The sequence below is a fragment of the Thalassolituus sp. genome (assembly GCF_984348125.1).
In genome coordinates, this window is sequence record NZ_CFHJLR010000029.1 from 1 (window position 1) to 17,780 (window position 17,780).

General features: G+C 52.3%; 17 protein-coding genes. 2 read left to right on the plus strand and 15 right to left on the minus strand.

Annotation, left to right across the window (positions count from 1 at the left end; genetic code table 11):
* Positions 1-152 precede the first annotated feature (152 nt).
* Together AC5E51_RS15220 and AC5E51_RS15225 are read right to left on the minus strand one after the other, a co-directional pair.
* Positions 153-1,169, minus strand: a complete 1,017-nt coding sequence (locus AC5E51_RS15220) for a Fe(3+) ABC transporter substrate-binding protein (protein WP_491778781.1) — start codon at positions 1,167-1,169, stop codon at positions 153-155.
* A gap of 13 nt (positions 1,170-1,182) precedes the next feature.
* Positions 1,183-2,229, minus strand: a complete 1,047-nt coding sequence (locus tag AC5E51_RS15225; protein ID WP_068436752.1) for an ABC transporter ATP-binding protein — start codon at positions 2,227-2,229, stop codon at positions 1,183-1,185.
* 83 nt (positions 2,230-2,312) lie between these two features.
* Between AC5E51_RS15225 and AC5E51_RS15230 the strand changes: the two genes are divergently transcribed.
* Together AC5E51_RS15230 and AC5E51_RS15235 are read left to right on the plus strand one after the other, a co-directional pair.
* Positions 2,313-3,938, plus strand: a complete 1,626-nt coding sequence (locus tag AC5E51_RS15230) for an ABC transporter permease (protein ID WP_076514336.1) — start codon at positions 2,313-2,315, stop codon at positions 3,936-3,938.
* Between the two features lie 126 nt (positions 3,939-4,064).
* Entirely contained in the window at positions 4,065-7,523 is a 3,459-nt protein-coding gene (locus AC5E51_RS15235; protein ID WP_076514337.1) for an ATP-binding protein, read from the plus strand.
* Positions 7,524-7,728: 205 nt separating this feature from the next.
* Here the strand turns inward: AC5E51_RS15235 and AC5E51_RS15240 are convergent, their stop codons facing one another.
* From AC5E51_RS15240 to rsmG, 13 genes are all read right to left on the minus strand, one after another.
* Positions 7,729-8,157, minus strand: a complete 429-nt coding sequence (locus AC5E51_RS15240) for a F0F1 ATP synthase subunit epsilon (RefSeq protein ID WP_068436747.1) — start codon at positions 8,155-8,157, stop codon at positions 7,729-7,731.
* A 60-nt stretch (positions 8,158-8,217) separates the two neighbouring features.
* A complete protein-coding gene (gene atpD / locus AC5E51_RS15245) occupies positions 8,218-9,612 on the minus strand; it encodes a F0F1 ATP synthase subunit beta (RefSeq protein WP_273087981.1) in 1,395 nt (464 codons plus the stop codon).
* A gap of 40 nt (positions 9,613-9,652) precedes the next feature.
* Positions 9,653-10,513: a F0F1 ATP synthase subunit gamma gene (gene atpG / locus AC5E51_RS15250; protein ID WP_068435183.1), complete on the minus strand. Its 861-nt coding sequence runs from the start codon at positions 10,511-10,513 to the stop codon at positions 9,653-9,655.
* A gap of 61 nt (positions 10,514-10,574) precedes the next feature.
* Positions 10,575-12,113 carry a F0F1 ATP synthase subunit alpha gene (gene atpA / locus AC5E51_RS15255; RefSeq protein ID WP_068435185.1) on the minus strand — a complete coding sequence of 513 codons (1,539 nt, stop codon included), beginning with the start codon at positions 12,111-12,113 and terminating at the stop codon, positions 10,575-10,577.
* Between the two features lie 15 nt (positions 12,114-12,128).
* Entirely contained in the window at positions 12,129-12,665 is a 537-nt protein-coding gene (locus AC5E51_RS15260; protein ID WP_068435187.1) for a F0F1 ATP synthase subunit delta, read from the minus strand.
* A gap of 12 nt (positions 12,666-12,677) precedes the next feature.
* A complete protein-coding gene (locus AC5E51_RS15265; RefSeq protein WP_068435189.1) occupies positions 12,678-13,148 on the minus strand; it encodes a F0F1 ATP synthase subunit B in 471 nt (156 codons plus the stop codon).
* A gap of 51 nt (positions 13,149-13,199) precedes the next feature.
* Positions 13,200-13,427 carry a F0F1 ATP synthase subunit C gene (gene atpE, locus AC5E51_RS15270; protein ID WP_015488783.1) on the minus strand — a complete coding sequence of 76 codons (228 nt, stop codon included), beginning with the start codon at positions 13,425-13,427 and terminating at the stop codon, positions 13,200-13,202.
* A 52-nt stretch (positions 13,428-13,479) separates the two neighbouring features.
* Positions 13,480-14,379: a F0F1 ATP synthase subunit A gene (atpB, locus tag AC5E51_RS15275; RefSeq protein WP_068435191.1), complete on the minus strand. Its 900-nt coding sequence runs from the start codon at positions 14,377-14,379 to the stop codon at positions 13,480-13,482.
* 23 nt (positions 14,380-14,402) lie between these two features.
* On the minus strand, positions 14,403-14,783 hold the full coding sequence (locus AC5E51_RS15280) for a F0F1 ATP synthase subunit I (protein ID WP_068435193.1): 381 nt from the start codon (positions 14,781-14,783) through the stop codon (positions 14,403-14,405).
* Positions 14,784-14,966: 183 nt separating this feature from the next.
* Positions 14,967-15,254 (minus strand): hypothetical protein, encoded by a 288-nt coding sequence (locus AC5E51_RS15285; protein ID WP_273092221.1) that lies wholly within the window; start codon positions 15,252-15,254, stop codon positions 14,967-14,969.
* A gap of 94 nt (positions 15,255-15,348) precedes the next feature.
* Positions 15,349-16,296, minus strand: a complete 948-nt coding sequence (locus AC5E51_RS15290) for a ParB/RepB/Spo0J family partition protein (protein WP_301388264.1) — start codon at positions 16,294-16,296, stop codon at positions 15,349-15,351.
* A 31-nt stretch (positions 16,297-16,327) separates the two neighbouring features.
* Positions 16,328-17,101 (minus strand): ParA family protein, encoded by a 774-nt coding sequence (locus tag AC5E51_RS15295; protein WP_068435200.1) that lies wholly within the window; start codon positions 17,099-17,101, stop codon positions 16,328-16,330.
* Positions 17,102-17,112: 11 nt separating this feature from the next.
* Complete coding sequence (gene rsmG, locus AC5E51_RS15300) at positions 17,113-17,748, minus strand: 16S rRNA (guanine(527)-N(7))-methyltransferase RsmG (RefSeq protein ID WP_301388263.1); 636 nt, start codon at positions 17,746-17,748, stop codon at positions 17,113-17,115.
* Positions 17,749-17,780 lie beyond the last annotated feature (32 nt).

Below are 17,780 nucleotides of genomic sequence, written 5' to 3' on the forward strand. Positions count from 1 at the left end.
GTATCAGATTGATGGGGTGAAGGTGCCCCATCAACCATTAAATCCGTATACCCAATAAAGCAAAGACAGCAATAACAGTCACAACGAAAAAGGGCGCTCATTGAGCGCCCTTTGACTGGCTGATCTTGCGATCAGTTTTCCTGTGCCGGTGGTCAGTTCCAACCCACGCGGTCAAAGATTTTAACTGCCGTCACCTGATGCTCGCCCAAGGCGCTTGCATTAATGGTGTCTTCTTTGAAGTCTCCCATCGCCTCAAGTACGGAGTCTGTTTCCGCGCCCTCAACCACAGAATATTCGTGGTTTGCTTCGACAAAATACTTCTGTGCCTCAGGCTCCGTCAGGTACTCTAGAAATGCAATTGCATTAGCACGGTTAGGTGCATGCTTTAATACACCCGCACCACCGATGTTAACGTGTGCTCCGTATCCGCCTTCTTCCTGATTCGGGAACAATACACCCACCGCTTTCACGCTTTCATCGCCTTCAGCCTGCAAACGCGCAACATAATAGGTATTTACGATACTGATCCGACACTCACCCGACGCCACTGCACGAATATTAGAAACGTCATTGCCTTGTGGTTTCTTCAGCAGGTTATCCATCACCCCTTGTGCCCACGCCTCTGCGGCTTCTTCACCATCGTGTTCAACCAATGATGCCAGCAATGAAATATTGTAAATGTTAGATGATGAACGAACGCAGATCTGCTTGCTGAACTTTGGGTCAGCCATATCTTCATAGGAATTCAGGCCTTCAGGCAGACCGCGCTCTTTGTTGTAAATAATAATTCGCGCACGCTTCGACAAGCCGTACCACAAGCCATCCGGATGACGGAGGTGAGCGGGAATACGAGCATCCAGCACGTCTGATTCTACCGGACTGAAAATGCCACGCTGCTCCGCGCGAAATAGGCGCCCCGCATCGACCGTTACCAGAATATCGGCTGGAGAGTATTTGCCTTCGTTAACGATTCGTTCAATCAGAGTATCACTTGGTGCTTCGATCAGATTGACCTTCACGCCTGTGCGCTTTTCGAAGTTTTCATACAAAGCGATGTCTGTGTCGTAGTGACGCGCGCTGTAAATATTCACCACGTCAGCAGCAAACACAGGTAGGCTCAGTGCTACAGCCATCGTGCTGGCTAGCAGTTTTCTGCTAAAAGAAATCATACGTTCTCCAGATTTATTTAAATAGAAAGACGCCGGTCTGGTTCGCGATCAAATCCACGCGATCCCCCAGCTGATACTGACTCACATCATCGATCAGTACTCTCAATGGCTCAGTTGCAGATGGCGTATTGTTGTTAGTAAGAAAAGCCAGCCAATCGTGGCCAATATATCTGAGACCGGAAATAACGACGTCCGACTTTTCATTTTTTTTCAAACTTAATCCTTTTGGCCTGACCACAAGGGTGTGTGCGTCGCGATAGCTACTCAATCGCTCAGCCTCTGCCTGAATTCTGCCGAACGCAGTATCAAACCCATGTTCATCTGCTGCAGTAATAGCCAGTCGTTGAGACCCGCCGAACAGTGTCGCCACGGCCACGGTCGCGGGTGACTCAAACACTTCTTGCGGAGTCCCGACCTGCGCAATCACACCCTGATCGAGCACGGCAATGCTGTCTGCCATTTCCATTGCTTCGTCAGGATCATGAGTAACCAGAATGGCCGTCGTACCTTTTTCTTTGATAGTACGGCGAGCCGCTTCCCGTAATGTCCGGCGCAGCGTGATGTCGATACTCGCGTAGGGTTCGTCCATCAGCAGAATTTTTGGTTCCGGTGCCAATGAACGCACCAGTGCAATTCGCTGTTGCTGTCCACCAGACAATTGATGCGGATAGCGCTGTCCATATTCGTCCAAGCCAACCAGCTCGAGAAGCTCTTTCACTTTTTCCTGCTGCTCGCGTCGGCTCAGATCCCGAATACCGAAGGCAATGTTTTCTGCCACTGTCATATTCGGAAACAGTGCATTCTCCTGAAACATCAGCCCCACCGGGCGAGCTTCCGGGGGCGGGTGCAGACCATCATTCGCCAGCACTTCATTATCCACGTGGATCTCACCACGCTGAACTTTCTCCAACCCAGCGGCAAGGCGGAGCAGGGTGCTTTTGCCACCGCCCGATGGCCCCAATAAACAAGTAATCTGACCAGGCTCGACGGCAAAATCCAGCTCGTGAAGTACGGGAGTAGCACCGTAACTGTGGCTTATCTGAGAAAAAACTAACGGCATACAGGCGGGCTCGAATAACAGGTGTCACATATGCGAATGGTTCTTTATACTACACCAACCTCACGCGTAATATTAGAGCCGGCATGCAAAACCAACAGACGCAATGGCGTTGGCTAATCAGCAGTTTTCTTATTTCTGTTTTTACGCTTGTTCCCGTTATTGTCATTCTGACCTCCCTGTTCGCTCCAACGACATCAACATGGTCACATATCAGCAGTAGCGTTCTGCCCGGATACGTAGGTAACACTCTGCTCCTGATGGTTCAGGTCGCGCTCTATACCACTGTAATTGGCGTGGGAACGGCGTGGCTCACCGCTGCAACCGAGTTCCCCGGACGTCGAATTCTGACCTGGGCGTTAATGCTGCCACTCGCCGCCCCTGCTTATATCGTCGCCTATGTTTATACCGATCTGCTGGATTACAGTGGCCCGGTGCAGACCCTGATCAGAAGCCTGACTGGCTTGTATGCTGGTGAGTATTACTTTCCTGAAATACGCTCGTTGAGTGGTGCGGCCTTCATTATCAGTCTGGTGCTGTACCCCTATGTGTACCTACTGGTTCGTGTGGCCTTTATCCAACGCTCGGCGACACTTTATGATGCAGCGCGCACCTTGGGGGCCAGTCCGTTTTATGCATTCTGGCGCATCGCCTTACCAGCAGCCCGACCCGCCTTAGTGGGTGGCCTAGCATTGGTCTTGATGGAAACGCTGGCGGATTACGGCACGGTTGATTACTTCGCCGTACCCACCTTCTCGACGGGCATATTCCGAACCTGGTTTTCAATGGGGGATAAGGCTGCGGCACTGAAGTTAGCGGCGGTCATGTTCAGCTTTGTTGTTCTGCTCATCGTGATCGAAAAGTACAACCGGCGCCCGTCTCAGGCTCAAGCCATCGCCCGCGACGGTAACCTTCAGCGCACCCAGCTGACAGGCCTAGTAGCAGCAGGCGCGACATTACTGTGCGTTCTGCCTGTCGTATTGGGCAGCTTGATCCCTGGTGGCACCCTCGCGTATTTCGCACTGACCACAGGTGATCCACTGCTAGGACATGGCTTTACCGGGTTTATCGGCAATAGCCTGCAAGTGGCTTTGTCAGCGACACTGGCCGCTGTCATCATCGCGCTTGTCCTGACGTACGCTAAGCGTCTGACTGACAGCAAAGCCGTGAACCTTTCTATCCAACTATCAACACTGGGTTATGCGCTACCCGGTGCCTTGCTGGCAGTAGGCTTGTTCGCCCCGGTATCGCAATTCGATCGCGCCATCGCTACCTTCTTTGACGAGCAGTTTGATATTCAGACTGGGCTACTACTGACCGGTACGGTTGCCATCGTTGTATATGCTTATGTCGTGCGCTTTCTCACCGTGGCGTTCAACTCGACCAACAGTGGCATGGAAGCTATTCCTCCGATATACGATCAAGCCGCTCGCAGCCTGGGAGCGACTCCATGGCGCGTATTGAAAAGTATCCACCTGCCATTGATGAGCCGCTCAATACTGGCAGCGGGCATCCTTGTCTTCGTCGACAGTATGCGCGAGCTACCCGCTACCTTGCTGTTGCGCCCGTTCGATTTTGAAACGCTGGCGACCCGCGTCTATAAGCTGGCCAGCGATGAGCGCATCGCCGAGGCCTCCACCGCATCTTTACTCATTGTCGTTATCGGCCTCGTGCCTGTCCTGCTGCTCAACAAGCTATCCGATAAGCGCTGACGAGACTGCCGTTCTGATAGCCGAGTCTCGTCCTGATTGTCAGGAGACACACATAGTATCGAGTTGAATATTGGCCTCTTTGAACTAAACCTTGAGAACAGGCCAACGTTCACGAGAGGCAGCCCCATGTTTCTGAGGCACACGAGCAAACAGCAGCAAGCTGCCTATATACGACCACAAACCATGGTACTCGGCCTGCTTCTCTTGCTCACACTCGTGACAGTCGGCCAATACTACTTGTCTGAACAGCGCGTGTTTGATCAGTATCAGCAGGCTTCAGGCGAGCAGCAGAGCGCCATCATCGATGAACTCGCCAAGCAGTTCGAAAGGGACTATCACCAGCTACGCTTCCTTTATGCGACTCCACCCATACATGGCATAGTGCGGTCCTCAGGCAACGGCGGTATCGATCCGCTCGACAATACCCGGCAGGCACAATGGAAAGCCCGTCTGGAAACCATCTTTCAAGCTTACATTGAAAATAACGCTCACGCGTTGCAGGCGCGCTATCTGATCAATGACGGCAACTGGTCGGAAATTATTCGTGTGCAGCGCACCGGCAGCAGCACCCGGGTTGCAAACAGTACCGAACTTCAGGAGAAGCGGGGCCGCGATTACGTTGAAATACTGCCCTATATCCGAGCCAACGACTTCTACCTATCCGATATTGAACTGAATAAAGAATACGGGCGCGTTTCCTATCCACATCAATCAGTTTACCGACTCGTCATGCCGATATATGCGCAAGATGGCCATCTTTTCGGCGCACTGGTTCTTAACTTTGACGCCTATTTCCTGCTGTCTCGTCTCAGTAACCTGGCAGCCAATACAAGCAAAGTGTACCTGTACGATCACGATGGCCATATCCTTGTGTCACCCACATCGGGAGAGGCCTTCAGCTTTGAATTCGCAAACGCCACGCTCTGGAGCGACCTGTACAGCGCAGAGCAAAACTCTATTCACCGCGGTACCGCACTCGTATCAGCAAACAGCGACGGAGCGCACTACTACCTGACGCAGCGCCAGCTGAACATGCCCGGCTCCAATGGTGATCGGTTTATCAAGGTTGCCATAGCGACCCCAACGCGGCTTATCCAGCAACAAACGATCTCAGACACGTTGCGGTTCAGCGCCGCCGCCTTAGTTGTTTCTTTCGTACTGAGTGTGCTGTTCCTGTTCTACCAGCGGCAGGTACGTAAAACCTTAAATCTGAGTGATACCGAAGCACGCTTCCGTGCCATTGTGGATGACTCAACGGATGCCATCATAGGGATGCGCACGGACGGAACCATAACAAGCTGGAACAGCGCTGCAACCAGCATCCTGGGTTATAGCAGCCGCCAGATTGAAAACAGTGACTTTACCGAGACCTTTGCCACTGGCGAGCATCAGGAATGGGTCAAAGAAGTGATCGCCAGCGTTGCTGAAGGTGGTCAACCTGAGACATTACGCGTACCTCTTGTCTCAAAAAATCAGCACACTCTGACCACCCAACTCAGCGTATCACCCATCAAAACGGCCAAGGGAGCGGCCATCGGTGTTTCTGCAATCATTCGGGACATCAGCGAACAGGAACGAGCAGAACAACGAATCCGCGATTTAAACACTAACCTCGAAGCCGTCGTCGAACAGAGAACCGAAGAACTCGAGCAGGCACGAAATATGGCACTGTCCGCAAGCCGCGCCAAGAGCCAGTTTATTGCTAATGTCAGCCATGAAATCCGGACACCTCTTAATGGCATTATTGGTATGCTTCAGTTGATTCGCCGCGGCGAACTCAGAGTTCAGGAAAAGCGGTATCTTGATCTTGCAGATACCAGCTCACAATTATTGGCAGCGATCGTTAATGATGTCCTCGATTTTTCAAAGATCGAAGCAGGAAAACTCGATATTGATAATATCCCCTACGACCTCAATCGCTTGATCTCAGATCTGGTGCTATCCATGTCAGTCCCGGCGTCAGAAAAAGGTCTGGAGATCATTCTCGATGTTTCAGAAGTACAGTCACCTTCGCTTTCCGGTGATGCAAACCGTATCCGCCAAATACTCACCAACCTGATTAATAACGCGATCAAGTTTACGCTGAAAGGGCATATTCTTGTACGGCTGACTACGCAGAATACAAACGCAGAAAGCACCACATTGAGCATCGAAGTAGAGGATACCGGTGTCGGTATAAGCAAAGAAAAACTGCCAACCATTTTCGACGCCTTTGTTCAGGAGGATGCGGCGGTAACAAGAGAATTTGGTGGTACAGGCTTGGGACTCACTATTACCAATAAACTCTGTAAGTTAATGGGTGGCAGACTGGATGTTCAGAGCGAAAAAGGATCAGGCACTAAATTCACAGCCACTTTTGTTCAGAAATTGGCAGTAGGTTCAGAAGCTGAAAAACAAAACCCCGATTTTTCCGGGCTCAACTTCCATGTCATTGACCGCTCCGATGATTCAGCGGCAAACCTGGTAAAACTTCTCAAAAGCTGGGGTGCTCAAGCAATCAGCTCACGTCACCCACGGCCTGATGCGCATATCCGGAAAGGTAGCTACATAATCATTGATGCCACTCTGGCCGAAAACTTCGTACCTCATGAAAACGTCGCTGGAGTCATCATCACCGTGCCTCACGTAAAGCGCACAGAGATCGAACTTCCCGACTTGCATGGAGCCTTCCGTTTATCGAAACCCATTACTCCGGTGCAACTGGAGTATGCGGTTCGCCGATTAAAAACAGGATCTGCTGACGAAAAAAGTTCCAATCTGGAGAGCAGCGGTAAAACTGCCGCCCTGGCAGGGCGAAGAATTCTCGCGGTTGACGACAACCAGATTAACCTGGCGGTAATAGAGGGAATGGTGCGTCACCTTGGCGCTGAAGTCGTTTCCGCCGGAAATGGCGTAGAAGCCATCGATATGCTGCGTCGCTCCGGCCACCTGATTGATCTTATCCTTATGGATTGTCAGATGCCTTCCATGGACGGCTATGAGTGTACTCGCCAGATTCGCGGGGGATATGCCGGCGATAGTGCCTGCAGAATCCCTGTCATCGCAATGACTGCAAGTGCTATGGCAGGAGATCGTGAGAAATGCCTGCTCTCCGGTATGGACGATTATTTAGCCAAACCGATTGATAACGAAGAGCTGCGGAAAGCACTGACTCAATGGATGTCAGCCGTCACCTCTGCCGAATATCAGCCTGTAGAGCAGCTGGTGGTTGAAAAAAGCACTGACCTGGATATATACCCCGTGTGGGATAAGCCAACCGTCATGAAGCTGGTAAGTAATCAGGAAGAGCGACTAGGAAGATTAATTGATGTATTTCATGAGGCCAGTGAAGAAAAAGTCGCTAAATTGAAGAGCGCGCTGGCGCGGACTGATACCGCAGAGGTCGTGTCGCTCGCTAAGTTCCTGCAAGGCTCGTCGGCCAGTGTTGCGGCGACGCGGTTGCAACATATCTGCAAAACCCTGGAAGCCGAAGCCCGCGAGGGGCACATGGATACGCTGAAGAAATATAAGCACATGTTTGAGGATGAATACGACAAGCTGGAAGAAGCGTTCAGCGAGTTTCTGAGCAAGCGCAATCAGGCGTGAAACAGACAATGGTCGAGAAATGATTGGTAGTAAACTAAAAGACCACCAAAAAGCCCCGCCGTTACGGCTTTTATAGTCGGATAAACTCAGTGCTTACCAAGCTTCTCACGGATCTGATGACCACTGTACGCCGGTCGCAGCTCAGCTGCGTTTCAGCAGACATAAAAAAACCCGCCGGAGCGGGTTCTTTGTGATCCGATAAAACTCAGTGTTTACCAAGCTTCTCGCGGATCTGCTGAATCGTACGCAGCTGTGCTGCCGCTTCAGCAAGCTGAGACATTGCGCGGGAGTAATCAAAGTCTGCACCCTGATTTTCCATCGCCTGTTCAGCGTGTTTCTTCGCCTCCAGTGCCGCGGCTTCATCGATGTCGTTTGCACGAACAGCGGTGTCGGCCAGGATGGACACTGAATTTGGCTGTACTTCGAGATAGCCGCCAGAGACGTAGACAATCTCTTCCTCGCCGCCTTGCTTAACAATGCGGACAGGACCCGGCTTGAGCGGAGTCAGCAGGGCTGCGTGGCCAGGCTCAATACCCAGGTCACCCAAAGCACCAGCCGCGATTACTCGCTCGACCAGACCAGAGAAGAGCTTCTCTTCAGCGCTGACGATATCGCAGTGGACGGTCATTGCCATGTTCTATTCCTCTGTTCAGAGGAGGCAGAGCGCTGCACAAGTACAGCGCCTGCCCGCCCATTACATGTTGTTGGCTTTCTCGATGGCTTCGTCGATAGTACCGACCATATAGAACGCTTGTTCTGGCAGGTTATCGTAGTCGCCATTCAGAATGCCCTGGAAACCACGGATGGTTTCTTTCAGAGACACGTACTTACCAGGCGCGCCTGTGAAGATCTCTGCCACATGGAATGGCTGAGACAGGAAGCGCTCGATCTTACGTGCACGGGCAACCAGCTGCTTATCTTCGTCGGACAGTTCGTCCATACCCAGAATCGCGATGATGTCTTTCAGCTCTTTGTAGCGCTGCAGAACACCCTGAACGCCACGAGCGATGTCGTAGTGTTCGTTACCGATAACCAGTGGGTCCAGCTGACGAGAGGTGGAATCCAGTGGGTCGATCGCTGGGTAAATACCTTTAGACGCGATATCACGTGACAGTACAACAGTAGAGTCAAGGTGCGCGAAGGTGGTCGCTGGAGACGGGTCAGTCAAGTCATCCGCAGGTACGTATACCGCCTGGATCGAGGTGATCGAACCAGTCTTAGTAGAAGTAATACGCTCCTGAAGAACACCCATCTCTTCTGCCAGTGTAGGCTGGTAACCTACCGCAGATGGCATACGACCCAACAGTGCAGATACCTCAGTACCAGCAAGGGTGTAACGATAGATGTTATCAACGAACAGCAGTACGTCTTTGCCTTCGTCACGGAACTTCTCAGCCATGGTCAGACCAGTCAGTGCTACACGCAGACGGTTGCCTGGTGGCTCATTCATCTGGCCGTATACCATGGCTACTTTAGACTGTGCTTTGTCGTCCAGGTTTACAACACCAGACTCAGCCATCTCGTAGTAGAAGTCGTTACCTTCACGAGTACGCTCACCAACACCTGCGAATACAGACAGACCGGAGTGTGCCTTCGCAATGTTGTTGATCAGCTCCATCATGTTTACGGTTTTACCAACACCGGCACCACCGAACAGACCAACTTTACCACCCTTAGCGAATGGGCAGATGAGGTCAATAACCTTGATGCCGGTTTCCAGCAGGTCAGTGCTGTTCGCCTGCTCATCAAAAGATGGAGCATCACGGTGAATTTCGTAACGCTCTTCTTCGCCGATCTCACCACATTCATCGATCGGGCGACCGAGAACGTCCATGATACGACCCAGAGTTGCATTACCAACTGGTACACGGATAGGTGCGCCAGTGCTAGTTACTGGAAGGCCACGCTTAAGACCTTCAGTGGAGCCCATCGCAATAGTACGGACAACACCGTCGCCCAGCTGCTGCTGAACTTCGAGGGTGGTCTCAGTACCATCTACGGTCAGGGCGTCGTAGACCTTAGGTACATCTTCGCGTGGGTATTCCACGTCGATGACGGCACCGATGATCTGTACGATACGTCCGCTCATTTTCGGTTCCTCTTAACTTAAAACCTGTTCGCTGCCCGGCTTATACTGCCGCGGCACCGCTGACGATTTCTGAAATTTCCTGGGTAATAGCCGCCTGACGAGCCTTGTTATACAGCAAGTTCAGCTCGGTGATCATGTTGCCGGCGTTATCGGTGGCGTTTTTCATCGCCAGCATACGCGCAGCCTGTTCACAGGCATTGTTTTCTACTACACCCTGATAGACCTGAGATTCTACGTAACGCACCAGCAGACCTTCGAGGATCTCTTTGGCGTCTGGTTCGTAGATGTAATCCCAGTGACCTTTCAGTTCTTCGTCCTTTTGTGCCTTGAGTGGCAATAACTGCACCGCTTCAGGCGATTGGGTCATGGTGTTCACGAAACGGTTGTAGATGATGTAGAGACGATCGATCTTACCTTCATCGAACGCTTCCAACATTACCTTCACCGCACCGATCAGGCTGGCCAGCTCTGGAGCGTCACCCAAGTGAGACTGGGAGGCGACAACATTGCCACCGAAGCTGTTGAAGAACAGAGATGCTTTTGAGCCGATTGCACAGTAATCAACTTCAACACCCTTTTCTTTCCACTCTCCGGCTTGCTGGGCGAGGCGCTTGAACATGTTGTTGTTCAGGCCACCACACAGGCCACGGTCGGAAGACACCACGATATAGCCAACACGCTTGACGTCGCGGTCCTGCAGATAACGATGACGGTATTCAGAAGTCGCATTGGCCAGGTGACCGATCACATCACGGATTTTATCCGCATATGGACGGCTCTGTTCCATGCGCTGCTGAGCACGACGCATCTTACTCACAGCAACTTTTTCCATTGCTGAGGTAATTTTCTGCGTGCTTTGTACGCTCGAAATCTGCTCTTTAATTTCTTTACCGACTGCCATAATGCAACCTTGTTAACTGAGTGAATCCAGCTGGCGATTCATAGAACCGCCAGCACCGGACTTACCAGGTCTGAGTGCTCTTGAATTTCTCAATACACTCTTTCAGACCTGCCGCGATCTCGTCATTGAAGTCGCCCTTCACGTTGATCTTCGCCATCAGTTCAGCGTATTCGCTGTTGGCGTAGCTCAGCAGAGCAGCTTCGAATGCCTGAATCTTGGTCACTTCTACGTCTTCAAGGAAGCCTTCAGTAGCAGCAAAGATCGACAGACCCATGTCCGCAGTAGACATTGGAGCGTACTGACCCTGTTTCATCAGTTCAGTAACGGCTTTACCGTGCTCCAGCTGCTTACGGGTAGCTTCATCAAGGTCAGATGCAAACTGTGCGAATGCCGCCAGTTCACGGTACTGAGCCAGTGCCAGACGGATACCACCGCCGAGCTTCTTGATGATCTTGGTCTGTGCAGCACCACCTACACGGGATACAGAGATACCCGCGTTCATCGCCGGACGGATACCGGAGTTGAACAGGTTGGTTTCCAGGAAGATCTGACCATCGGTAATGGAGATCACGTTCGTAGGTACGAACGCAGATACGTCACCACCCTGAGTCTCAATGATCGGCAGAGCCGTCAGTGAGCCAGTCTTACCTTCAACACCGCTGACCTGCTTAACGTAGTCAGCGTTTACGCGACATGCGCGCTCAAGCAGACGTGAGTGCAGGTAGAAAACGTCACCTGGGTATGCTTCACGGCCCGGTGGGCGCTTCAGCAACAGGGAGATCTGACGATAAGCCCAAGCTTGTTTCGTCAGGTCATCGTATACGATCAGAGCATCTTCACCGTTGTCCAGGAAGTACTCACCCATCGCACAACCACCGTATGGAGCCAGGAACTGCATTGCTGCAGGATCAGCGGCGCCAGCGGCTACGATGATGGTGTGCTCCAGGGCACCGTGTTCTTCCAGCTTACGTACAACGTTAGCGATAGAAGACTGCTTCTGACCTACGGCAACGTAGATACATTTAACGCCAGTACCTTTCTGGTTGATGATGGCATCGATCGCCATCGCCGTTTTACCAGTCTGACGGTCACCAATGATCAGCTCACGCTGACCACGGCCAACCGGAACCATGGAGTCAACAGCTTTGTAACCAGTCTGCAGAGGCTGATCAACACCCTGACGTGCAATTACGCCTGGTGCAACGCGCTCAACAGGAGCGGTGGTATCAGTCTCAATAGGACCTTTACCATCGATTGGGTTACCCAGTGCGTCAACCACACGACCCAGCAATGCTTTGCCAGTAGGTACTTCAAGAATACGGCCAGTACACTTCGCAGTCTGACCTTCAGCCAGACCTTTGTAGTCACCCAGTACAACAGCACCAACAGAGTCACGCTCCAGGTTCATTGCCAGGCCGAATACGCCGCCTTCAAATTCAATCATCTCACCGTACATAGCGTCGGCAAGACCGTGGATTCGAACGATACCGTCGGATACAGATACGACGGTGCCCTCGTTCTGGGCTTGAGAAGTAACATCAAGGCTTTCAATACGCTTCTTGATTACTTCACTGATCTCAGATGGATTCAGTTGCTGCATGAATCGTCCCTCAAACTAGGATTTCATCGCTTCGGCTAACTTTGACAGTTTGCCAGTTAAGCTACCGTCTATAACCAAGTCCCCGGCACGGATAATGGCGCCACCGATGAGAGACTCATCGACTTCGCTGGTTACCCGTACGTCACATTGCAATTTGGCTTTTAAGGCAGCTGCCAGTTTCTCTGCCTGGGCATCGCTCAGCTCGTATGCTGAAGTGACGACAACATCTACTGCGTTCTGCAGTTTTGCCTTCAGTTCTTCATAGAGTTCAGCGATTTCAGGCAGTAATGCCAAACGCTTGTTTTCGGCCAATACGGCCACCAGGTTTTTGGCTGCTTCGTTCAGCTTGTCGCCACATACGTCAATAAGTGCCTGTGCCTGCTGTTCAGACGTCAGGGAAGGATGCACCAGTACCTTCGCCAGATCGGCGTCGGCTGCGAAAGCCGACAGGGTTGCCAGGTCATCAGACCAGGCGTCCAGTGCACTCTTCTCACTTGCTTCAGCAAACACTGCCTTTGCGTATGGCCGAGCGAGAGTTGTTAATTCAGCCATGGAAAACCTCGCTTAGAGCTCTTTGGCCAGTGAATCCAGCAGCTCATCGTGAGCTGTTGCATCTACTGATTTGCCAAGGATTTTCGCTGCACCGGCTACTGCCAGTTCAGACACCTGCTTACGCAGAGCTTCTTTAGCGCGGTTTGCCTCTTGCTCAACTTCAGCTTGAGCAGCAGCTACGATGCGCTCACCTTCGGAACGAGCATTATCTTTTGCTTCGTCCACGATCTGGTTCGCACGTTTGTTCGCCTGTTCGATGATTTCAGCAGCTTTCTCTTTTGCTTCACGCAGCTGGTCCGCGGCTTCTTTCTGAGCCAGTTCCAGATCACGTGCAGCGCGGTTAGCTGCGTCCAGACCATCGGCAATTTTCTTTTCGCGTTCTTGCATAGCCGTCAGCAGGTGAGGCCATACAAACTTCATGCAGAACCACACGAAGACGCCAAAAGTGATGATCTGGCCGATCAGAGTCAAATTTAAGTTCACGCCAGAGCCCTCATGTTCGTTGATTAAGGAAGTTCGTTAAGAAATGAACCCTTAAGCTGCGAACATCAGGTACAGGCCCAGACCAACGCCGATCATAGGCACGGCGTCAAGCAGACCAGCGATCAGGAACATTTTACCCTGAAGCATTGGACCCAGTTCAGGCTGGCGAGCAGTACCTTCCAGCAGACGACCACCCAGCAGACCAAAACCGATAGCTGTACCCAGAGCACCCAGACCAATCATCAGAGCCGCAGCCAGGAATACCAGACCTTGTTCCATAATTTTCTCCAAATAGAAGTTAAGTTAGTTAAGTGAATTTAAGGTTTAAAAATTAATGATCTTCGTGCGCCATGCTCAGATACACGATGGTCAACATCATGAAAATGAACGCTTGCAGTGTGATCACCAAAATGTGGAATACCGCCCACGCCCACTGCAGAACACCAGCCATCAGACCCAGTGCAATACCCGCAGAGAACATCAGTGCGATAAGAATAAAGATCATCTCGCCGGCGTACATGTTTCCGAACAGACGCAGACCCAGAGAGATAGGCTTAGCGATCAGGGCAACGATCTCCAGGAAGAAGTTCACTGGGATGAAGATGGCCTGAACGACAGGATTTTTAGCGCTGAATGGCTGCAGCGTCAGCTCAGCAACGAAGCCGCCAATGCCCTTGATTTTGATCGAGTAGAAGATCATCAGAGCGAATACGAAGATTGCCATACCCAGTGTGACGTTAACGTCAGTAGACGGTACGACCTTCATGTAATCGATACCCACGGCCATGGCCAGAGTAGGCAGAACGTCAACCGGGATAAGGTCCATGAAGTTCATCATGAAGACCCAGGTAAAGATGGTCAGAGCCAGCGGTGCGACGAGCGCGCTACGGCCGTGGAAAGATTCTTTTACGGTGTTGTCGATGAACTCAACAATCATTTCAACGAAGTTCAGGAAGCCGCTTGGCACGCCTGTGGTTGCTTTCTTGGCCATGCGCCAGAACAGGAACATGATCAGGGCACCCAGACCAAAAGACCAGCCCAGTGAATCAACGTGAACCGCGTTGAAGCCCATTGCAGACGCTTCAGCGCCGCCGTGAGCGAAAGTCCAGGTTGCTTCAGTCAGCTCAGTGGTTGTGCCGTCTTCGTTTTCACGAACATAGCCCGCTGGCAGCTTGCCATAGGTCAGGTTCGTAAGGTGGTGCGAAATATACTCTTGGGAGTTACCAGCCATCGTACACTCTCAGATTTTAAGGTTTATAAATTGGCGATTCTTGCTGAAGCAATGTGCCCCAGCTGCACTGTTATGAAACCAGCAAACAGTGCCAGAACATTCAGAGGCTCAACGCGTTGGAAGATGACACCAAAACACAACGCCGTGAGCACAAATTTCCAGGATTCACCCTGGTAAAACGATTGCACCACCTGAGTGGCTGCCCTTGCTCCTGTGTAGCGGAACGCTCGCCAGATAAAGTAGGCATTCGGGAGGGCGCATGTCAGTCCTCCGAGCAATGCCGATTTGGCGGCCACATCGCTGTGAATCCAGGCCAGAGCTGCAGCTATCAGGGTCAGGACCAGCTGTAAAATAATGATCCTGTAAACCGGTGGACGCGGTATCGAAGACAACCTGTGCTCCACTTCTTTGATGCTGAATTTGCAACGCTCTGTTTGAGCAACCCATTTTCAGGGCGCGAGGATTATAGGGGCTACGGCCCCGCGCATCAACAGCAAGCGGGCCGAATCAATGAGATATTTGTAAGACAGGGCCGACATGGCCGCAGATGATGGGCTGACTGCTGAAATCAACCCCTATAACCGCAGTTAACGAGGGGTGATCTGCACAGAAACCCCTTTCGACGGTAAGGGTATTGAGGTAGGAATAGATCCCGGAGTCACTACCGGAAGCTCACTGCGCACATCAGGCTTCGGCGCTGCGCCGGTTTCCGACTCTTCTTTACCGGTTTCTTCGTTCGTCCTTTGTTGTTCCAGACCCGTAAGGTAGTCGACCCGGGTGTTACTCAGAGACGAATCATCGAGCATCATCATGGGGCGTGGTGTCGCCACCGCGGTCGCCGACAGCAGCAGGGCGCTGCAAATCAGAATTTTCATAGGCAAGTCCTCTGTTACTAACAGTCTAGTAAGCAGAGGCTCGCCTGCAGGGAAGTGTCAGTTAAGGCATGGCATTTAAGACCGCCGGTGCCGCTTACTGAATGTGATCGAGAATACCGTCAAGCTCATCAAGACTGGTATAGTTGATCACCAGCTTGCCTTTGCCTTTCGCCGAGTGCTGAATCGCTACCTTCGCCCCGAGACGCTCGCCTAACATACGTTCGAGACGCTGAATATCGGGGTTAACTGGCTGCTTACTGTCGACTTTCTGGTCTTTGCCATCCAACAGGTTACGCACCAGCGCCTCGGTCTGGCGAACGGTCAGAGCACGGGCCACAACATCAGCTGCAGCGCTGCTCTGTTGCTCAACGGGCAAGCCAAGCAGCGCTCGGGCGTGACCCATTTCGATATCGCCGTGTTCAAGTAATACTTTGACGTCGTCGTTGAGATTCATCAGGCGCAGCAGGTTGGCCACTGTCGCGCGGTTTTTGCCCACGGCTTCTGCCACTTCCATCTGAGTCAGTTCAAACTCATGCTGCAGGCGATGCAACGCCATAGCCTCTTCCATAGGATTGAGGTTTTCACGCTGGATGTTCTCAATAAGCGCCATAGCGATGGCTGCTTCATCGGGTACGTCACGGATCAGCGCCGGAACCCGATCCAGCTGCGCCAGCTGACTCGCGCGCCAGCGACGTTCACCGGCGATAATTTCGAAACGATCAGCCTGCCCAGGCAGCGGGCGCACAACAATCGGCTGCATCAGGCCCTGCGCCTTAATAGAGGCGGCCAGTTCTTCAAGCGCTTCTGGCTGGATATCACGGCGTGGCTGATAGCGGCCCGGCTGAATCCACTCGACCGGAAGGTGGCGCAACTCACTCTGTGCAGCAGAGCTGCCCGTTGGTGAGCTGGCTTCGCTGTTTTCAGCTGTGCCGACCTGCTCGTCTACTTCTACCGTGTCACTGACAGGAACTGCCGCACTGTTGGAGCTTGCCAGCAGTGCATCGAGACCACGGCCTAAGCCACGTTTTTTCTTTGTTGCCATCTATCGTTTCCATCTGCCCTGAGGGCGGTAATTATTTGCTCGCGGTCATACGCCGGTTAAGTTCACCCGCCAAAGCCAGATAGGCCAGAGCGCCTTTTGATGCCTTATCGTACATCAACACCGGCAGACCATGACTCGGCGCTTCCGCAAGGCGCACATTGCGCGGAATAACGGAGGTAAAGAGCTTATCGCCAAAGTGTTCTGTCAGCTGATCAGATACATCTTTGGTCAGGCTGTTGCGCGGATCGTACATGGTGCGGATCAGACCGGTGATCTCGAGCTGCGGATTTGGACCAGACTGAATCGAGGTAATGGTCTGCATCAGTGCGCTCAGTCCTTCCAGTGCGTAATACTCACACTGCATCGGAATCAGAATGCCCTGCGCGGCGACCAGCGCATTCAGCGTCAGCATATTCAGCGAAGGCGGGCAGTCGATCAGGATATAGTCGTACTCTGGAAGCAGCGCCTTGAGCGCGTTATTCAACTTCTGCTCTCGTCCAGTCACTTCCATCAACTCGACTTCTGCCGCCGTCAGGTCGCCATTTGCAGGGAGCACATCGAAATTGGCTTCTGGCGCCGAGGTTAATGCCTGCCCAGCACTGCAGTTAGACACCAGAACGTCGTACATAGAACGTTCGATTTCGTACTTATCCACACCACAACCCATGGTGGCATTGCCCTGCGGATCGAGATCAATCAGCAACACCCGGCGCTTAGTCGCCGCCAGCGACGCTGCCAGGTTGACCGCCGTCGTCGTTTTACCAACACCACCTTTCTGGTTAGCAATAGCAAAAATGTGAGTCACGCTGTTGATCCTTATGAGACAACCGGTAGCAGGCGCAGCAGATGACGCTCGCCGTCCACGCCCGGTATTCGAAGTTCGGTGACCTGAGTAACCTCAAACTGGCCTTTCAGGTCATCTATTTCCTGCTGTGGATATTGTCCTTTCATGGCCAGAAAACAACCATGGTCAGCACGCAGATGCTTACACCAGCCGGTCATATCAGCGAGTGAAGCAAAAGCACGGCTGACAATCATATCGAAAGGCTCCGGGGGATGATATGCCTCGACTCTGTCATTGACGATAGTGACATTTTCGAGTGACAGAGAGGTCTTTGCCTGAAACAGGAAGCGCGTCTTTTTGCCGTTACTGTCGAGCAGGGTAAACCGCTTCTGCGGGTTCATAATCGCCAGAACGATACCCGGAAGACCCGGGCCGGTGCCTACATCAATAATGTTGTCGGCTTCCTGAACTGCTGGATGCACTGCCAGACTGTCGAGCAGATGCAGCGCCACCATGCCGGACTCATCGCGGATGGCCGTCAGGTTGTAGGCTTTGTTCCACTTCTGCAGAAGCGCCAGATAGTTAAGGAGGGCGGTAAACTCATTCTCAGAGACCTCGATACCAAGGGCCTCTGCGCCCGCGCGAAGCTGCTGTTCAGATGTACTCATTGCCGGATTATTCTGGAAGAGGAAAAGGCCGC

Coding starts and splice junctions, on each gene's coding strand:
- AC5E51_RS15220 (WP_491778781.1), bottom strand. CDS start 1,169: ATGATTTCTTTTAGCAGAAAACTGCTAGCCAGCACGATGGCTGTAGCA.
- AC5E51_RS15225 (WP_068436752.1), bottom strand. CDS start 2,229: ATGCCGTTAGTTTTTTCTCAGATAAGCCACAGTTACGGTGCTACTCCC.
- AC5E51_RS15230 (WP_076514336.1), top strand. CDS start 2,313: ATGCAAAACCAACAGACGCAATGGCGTTGGCTAATCAGCAGTTTTCTT.
- AC5E51_RS15235 (WP_076514337.1), top strand. CDS start 4,065: ATGTTTCTGAGGCACACGAGCAAACAGCAGCAAGCTGCCTATATACGA.
- AC5E51_RS15240 (WP_068436747.1), bottom strand. CDS start 8,157: ATGGCAATGACCGTCCACTGCGATATCGTCAGCGCTGAAGAGAAGCTC.
- atpD (WP_273087981.1), bottom strand. CDS start 9,612: ATGAGCGGACGTATCGTACAGATCATCGGTGCCGTCATCGACGTGGAA.
- atpG (WP_068435183.1), bottom strand. CDS start 10,513: ATGGCAGTCGGTAAAGAAATTAAAGAGCAGATTTCGAGCGTACAAAGC.
- atpA (WP_068435185.1), bottom strand. CDS start 12,113: ATGCAGCAACTGAATCCATCTGAGATCAGTGAAGTAATCAAGAAGCGT.
- AC5E51_RS15260 (WP_068435187.1), bottom strand. CDS start 12,665: ATGGCTGAATTAACAACTCTCGCTCGGCCATACGCAAAGGCAGTGTTT.
- atpE (WP_015488783.1), bottom strand. CDS start 13,427: ATGGAACAAGGTCTGGTATTCCTGGCTGCGGCTCTGATGATTGGTCTG.
- atpB (WP_068435191.1), bottom strand. CDS start 14,379: ATGGCTGGTAACTCCCAAGAGTATATTTCGCACCACCTTACGAACCTG.
- AC5E51_RS15285 (WP_273092221.1), bottom strand. CDS start 15,254: ATGAAAATTCTGATTTGCAGCGCCCTGCTGCTGTCGGCGACCGCGGTG.
- AC5E51_RS15290 (WP_301388264.1), bottom strand. CDS start 16,296: ATGGCAACAAAGAAAAAACGTGGCTTAGGCCGTGGTCTCGATGCACTG.
- rsmG (WP_301388263.1), bottom strand. CDS start 17,748: ATGAGTACATCTGAACAGCAGCTTCGCGCGGGCGCAGAGGCCCTTGGT.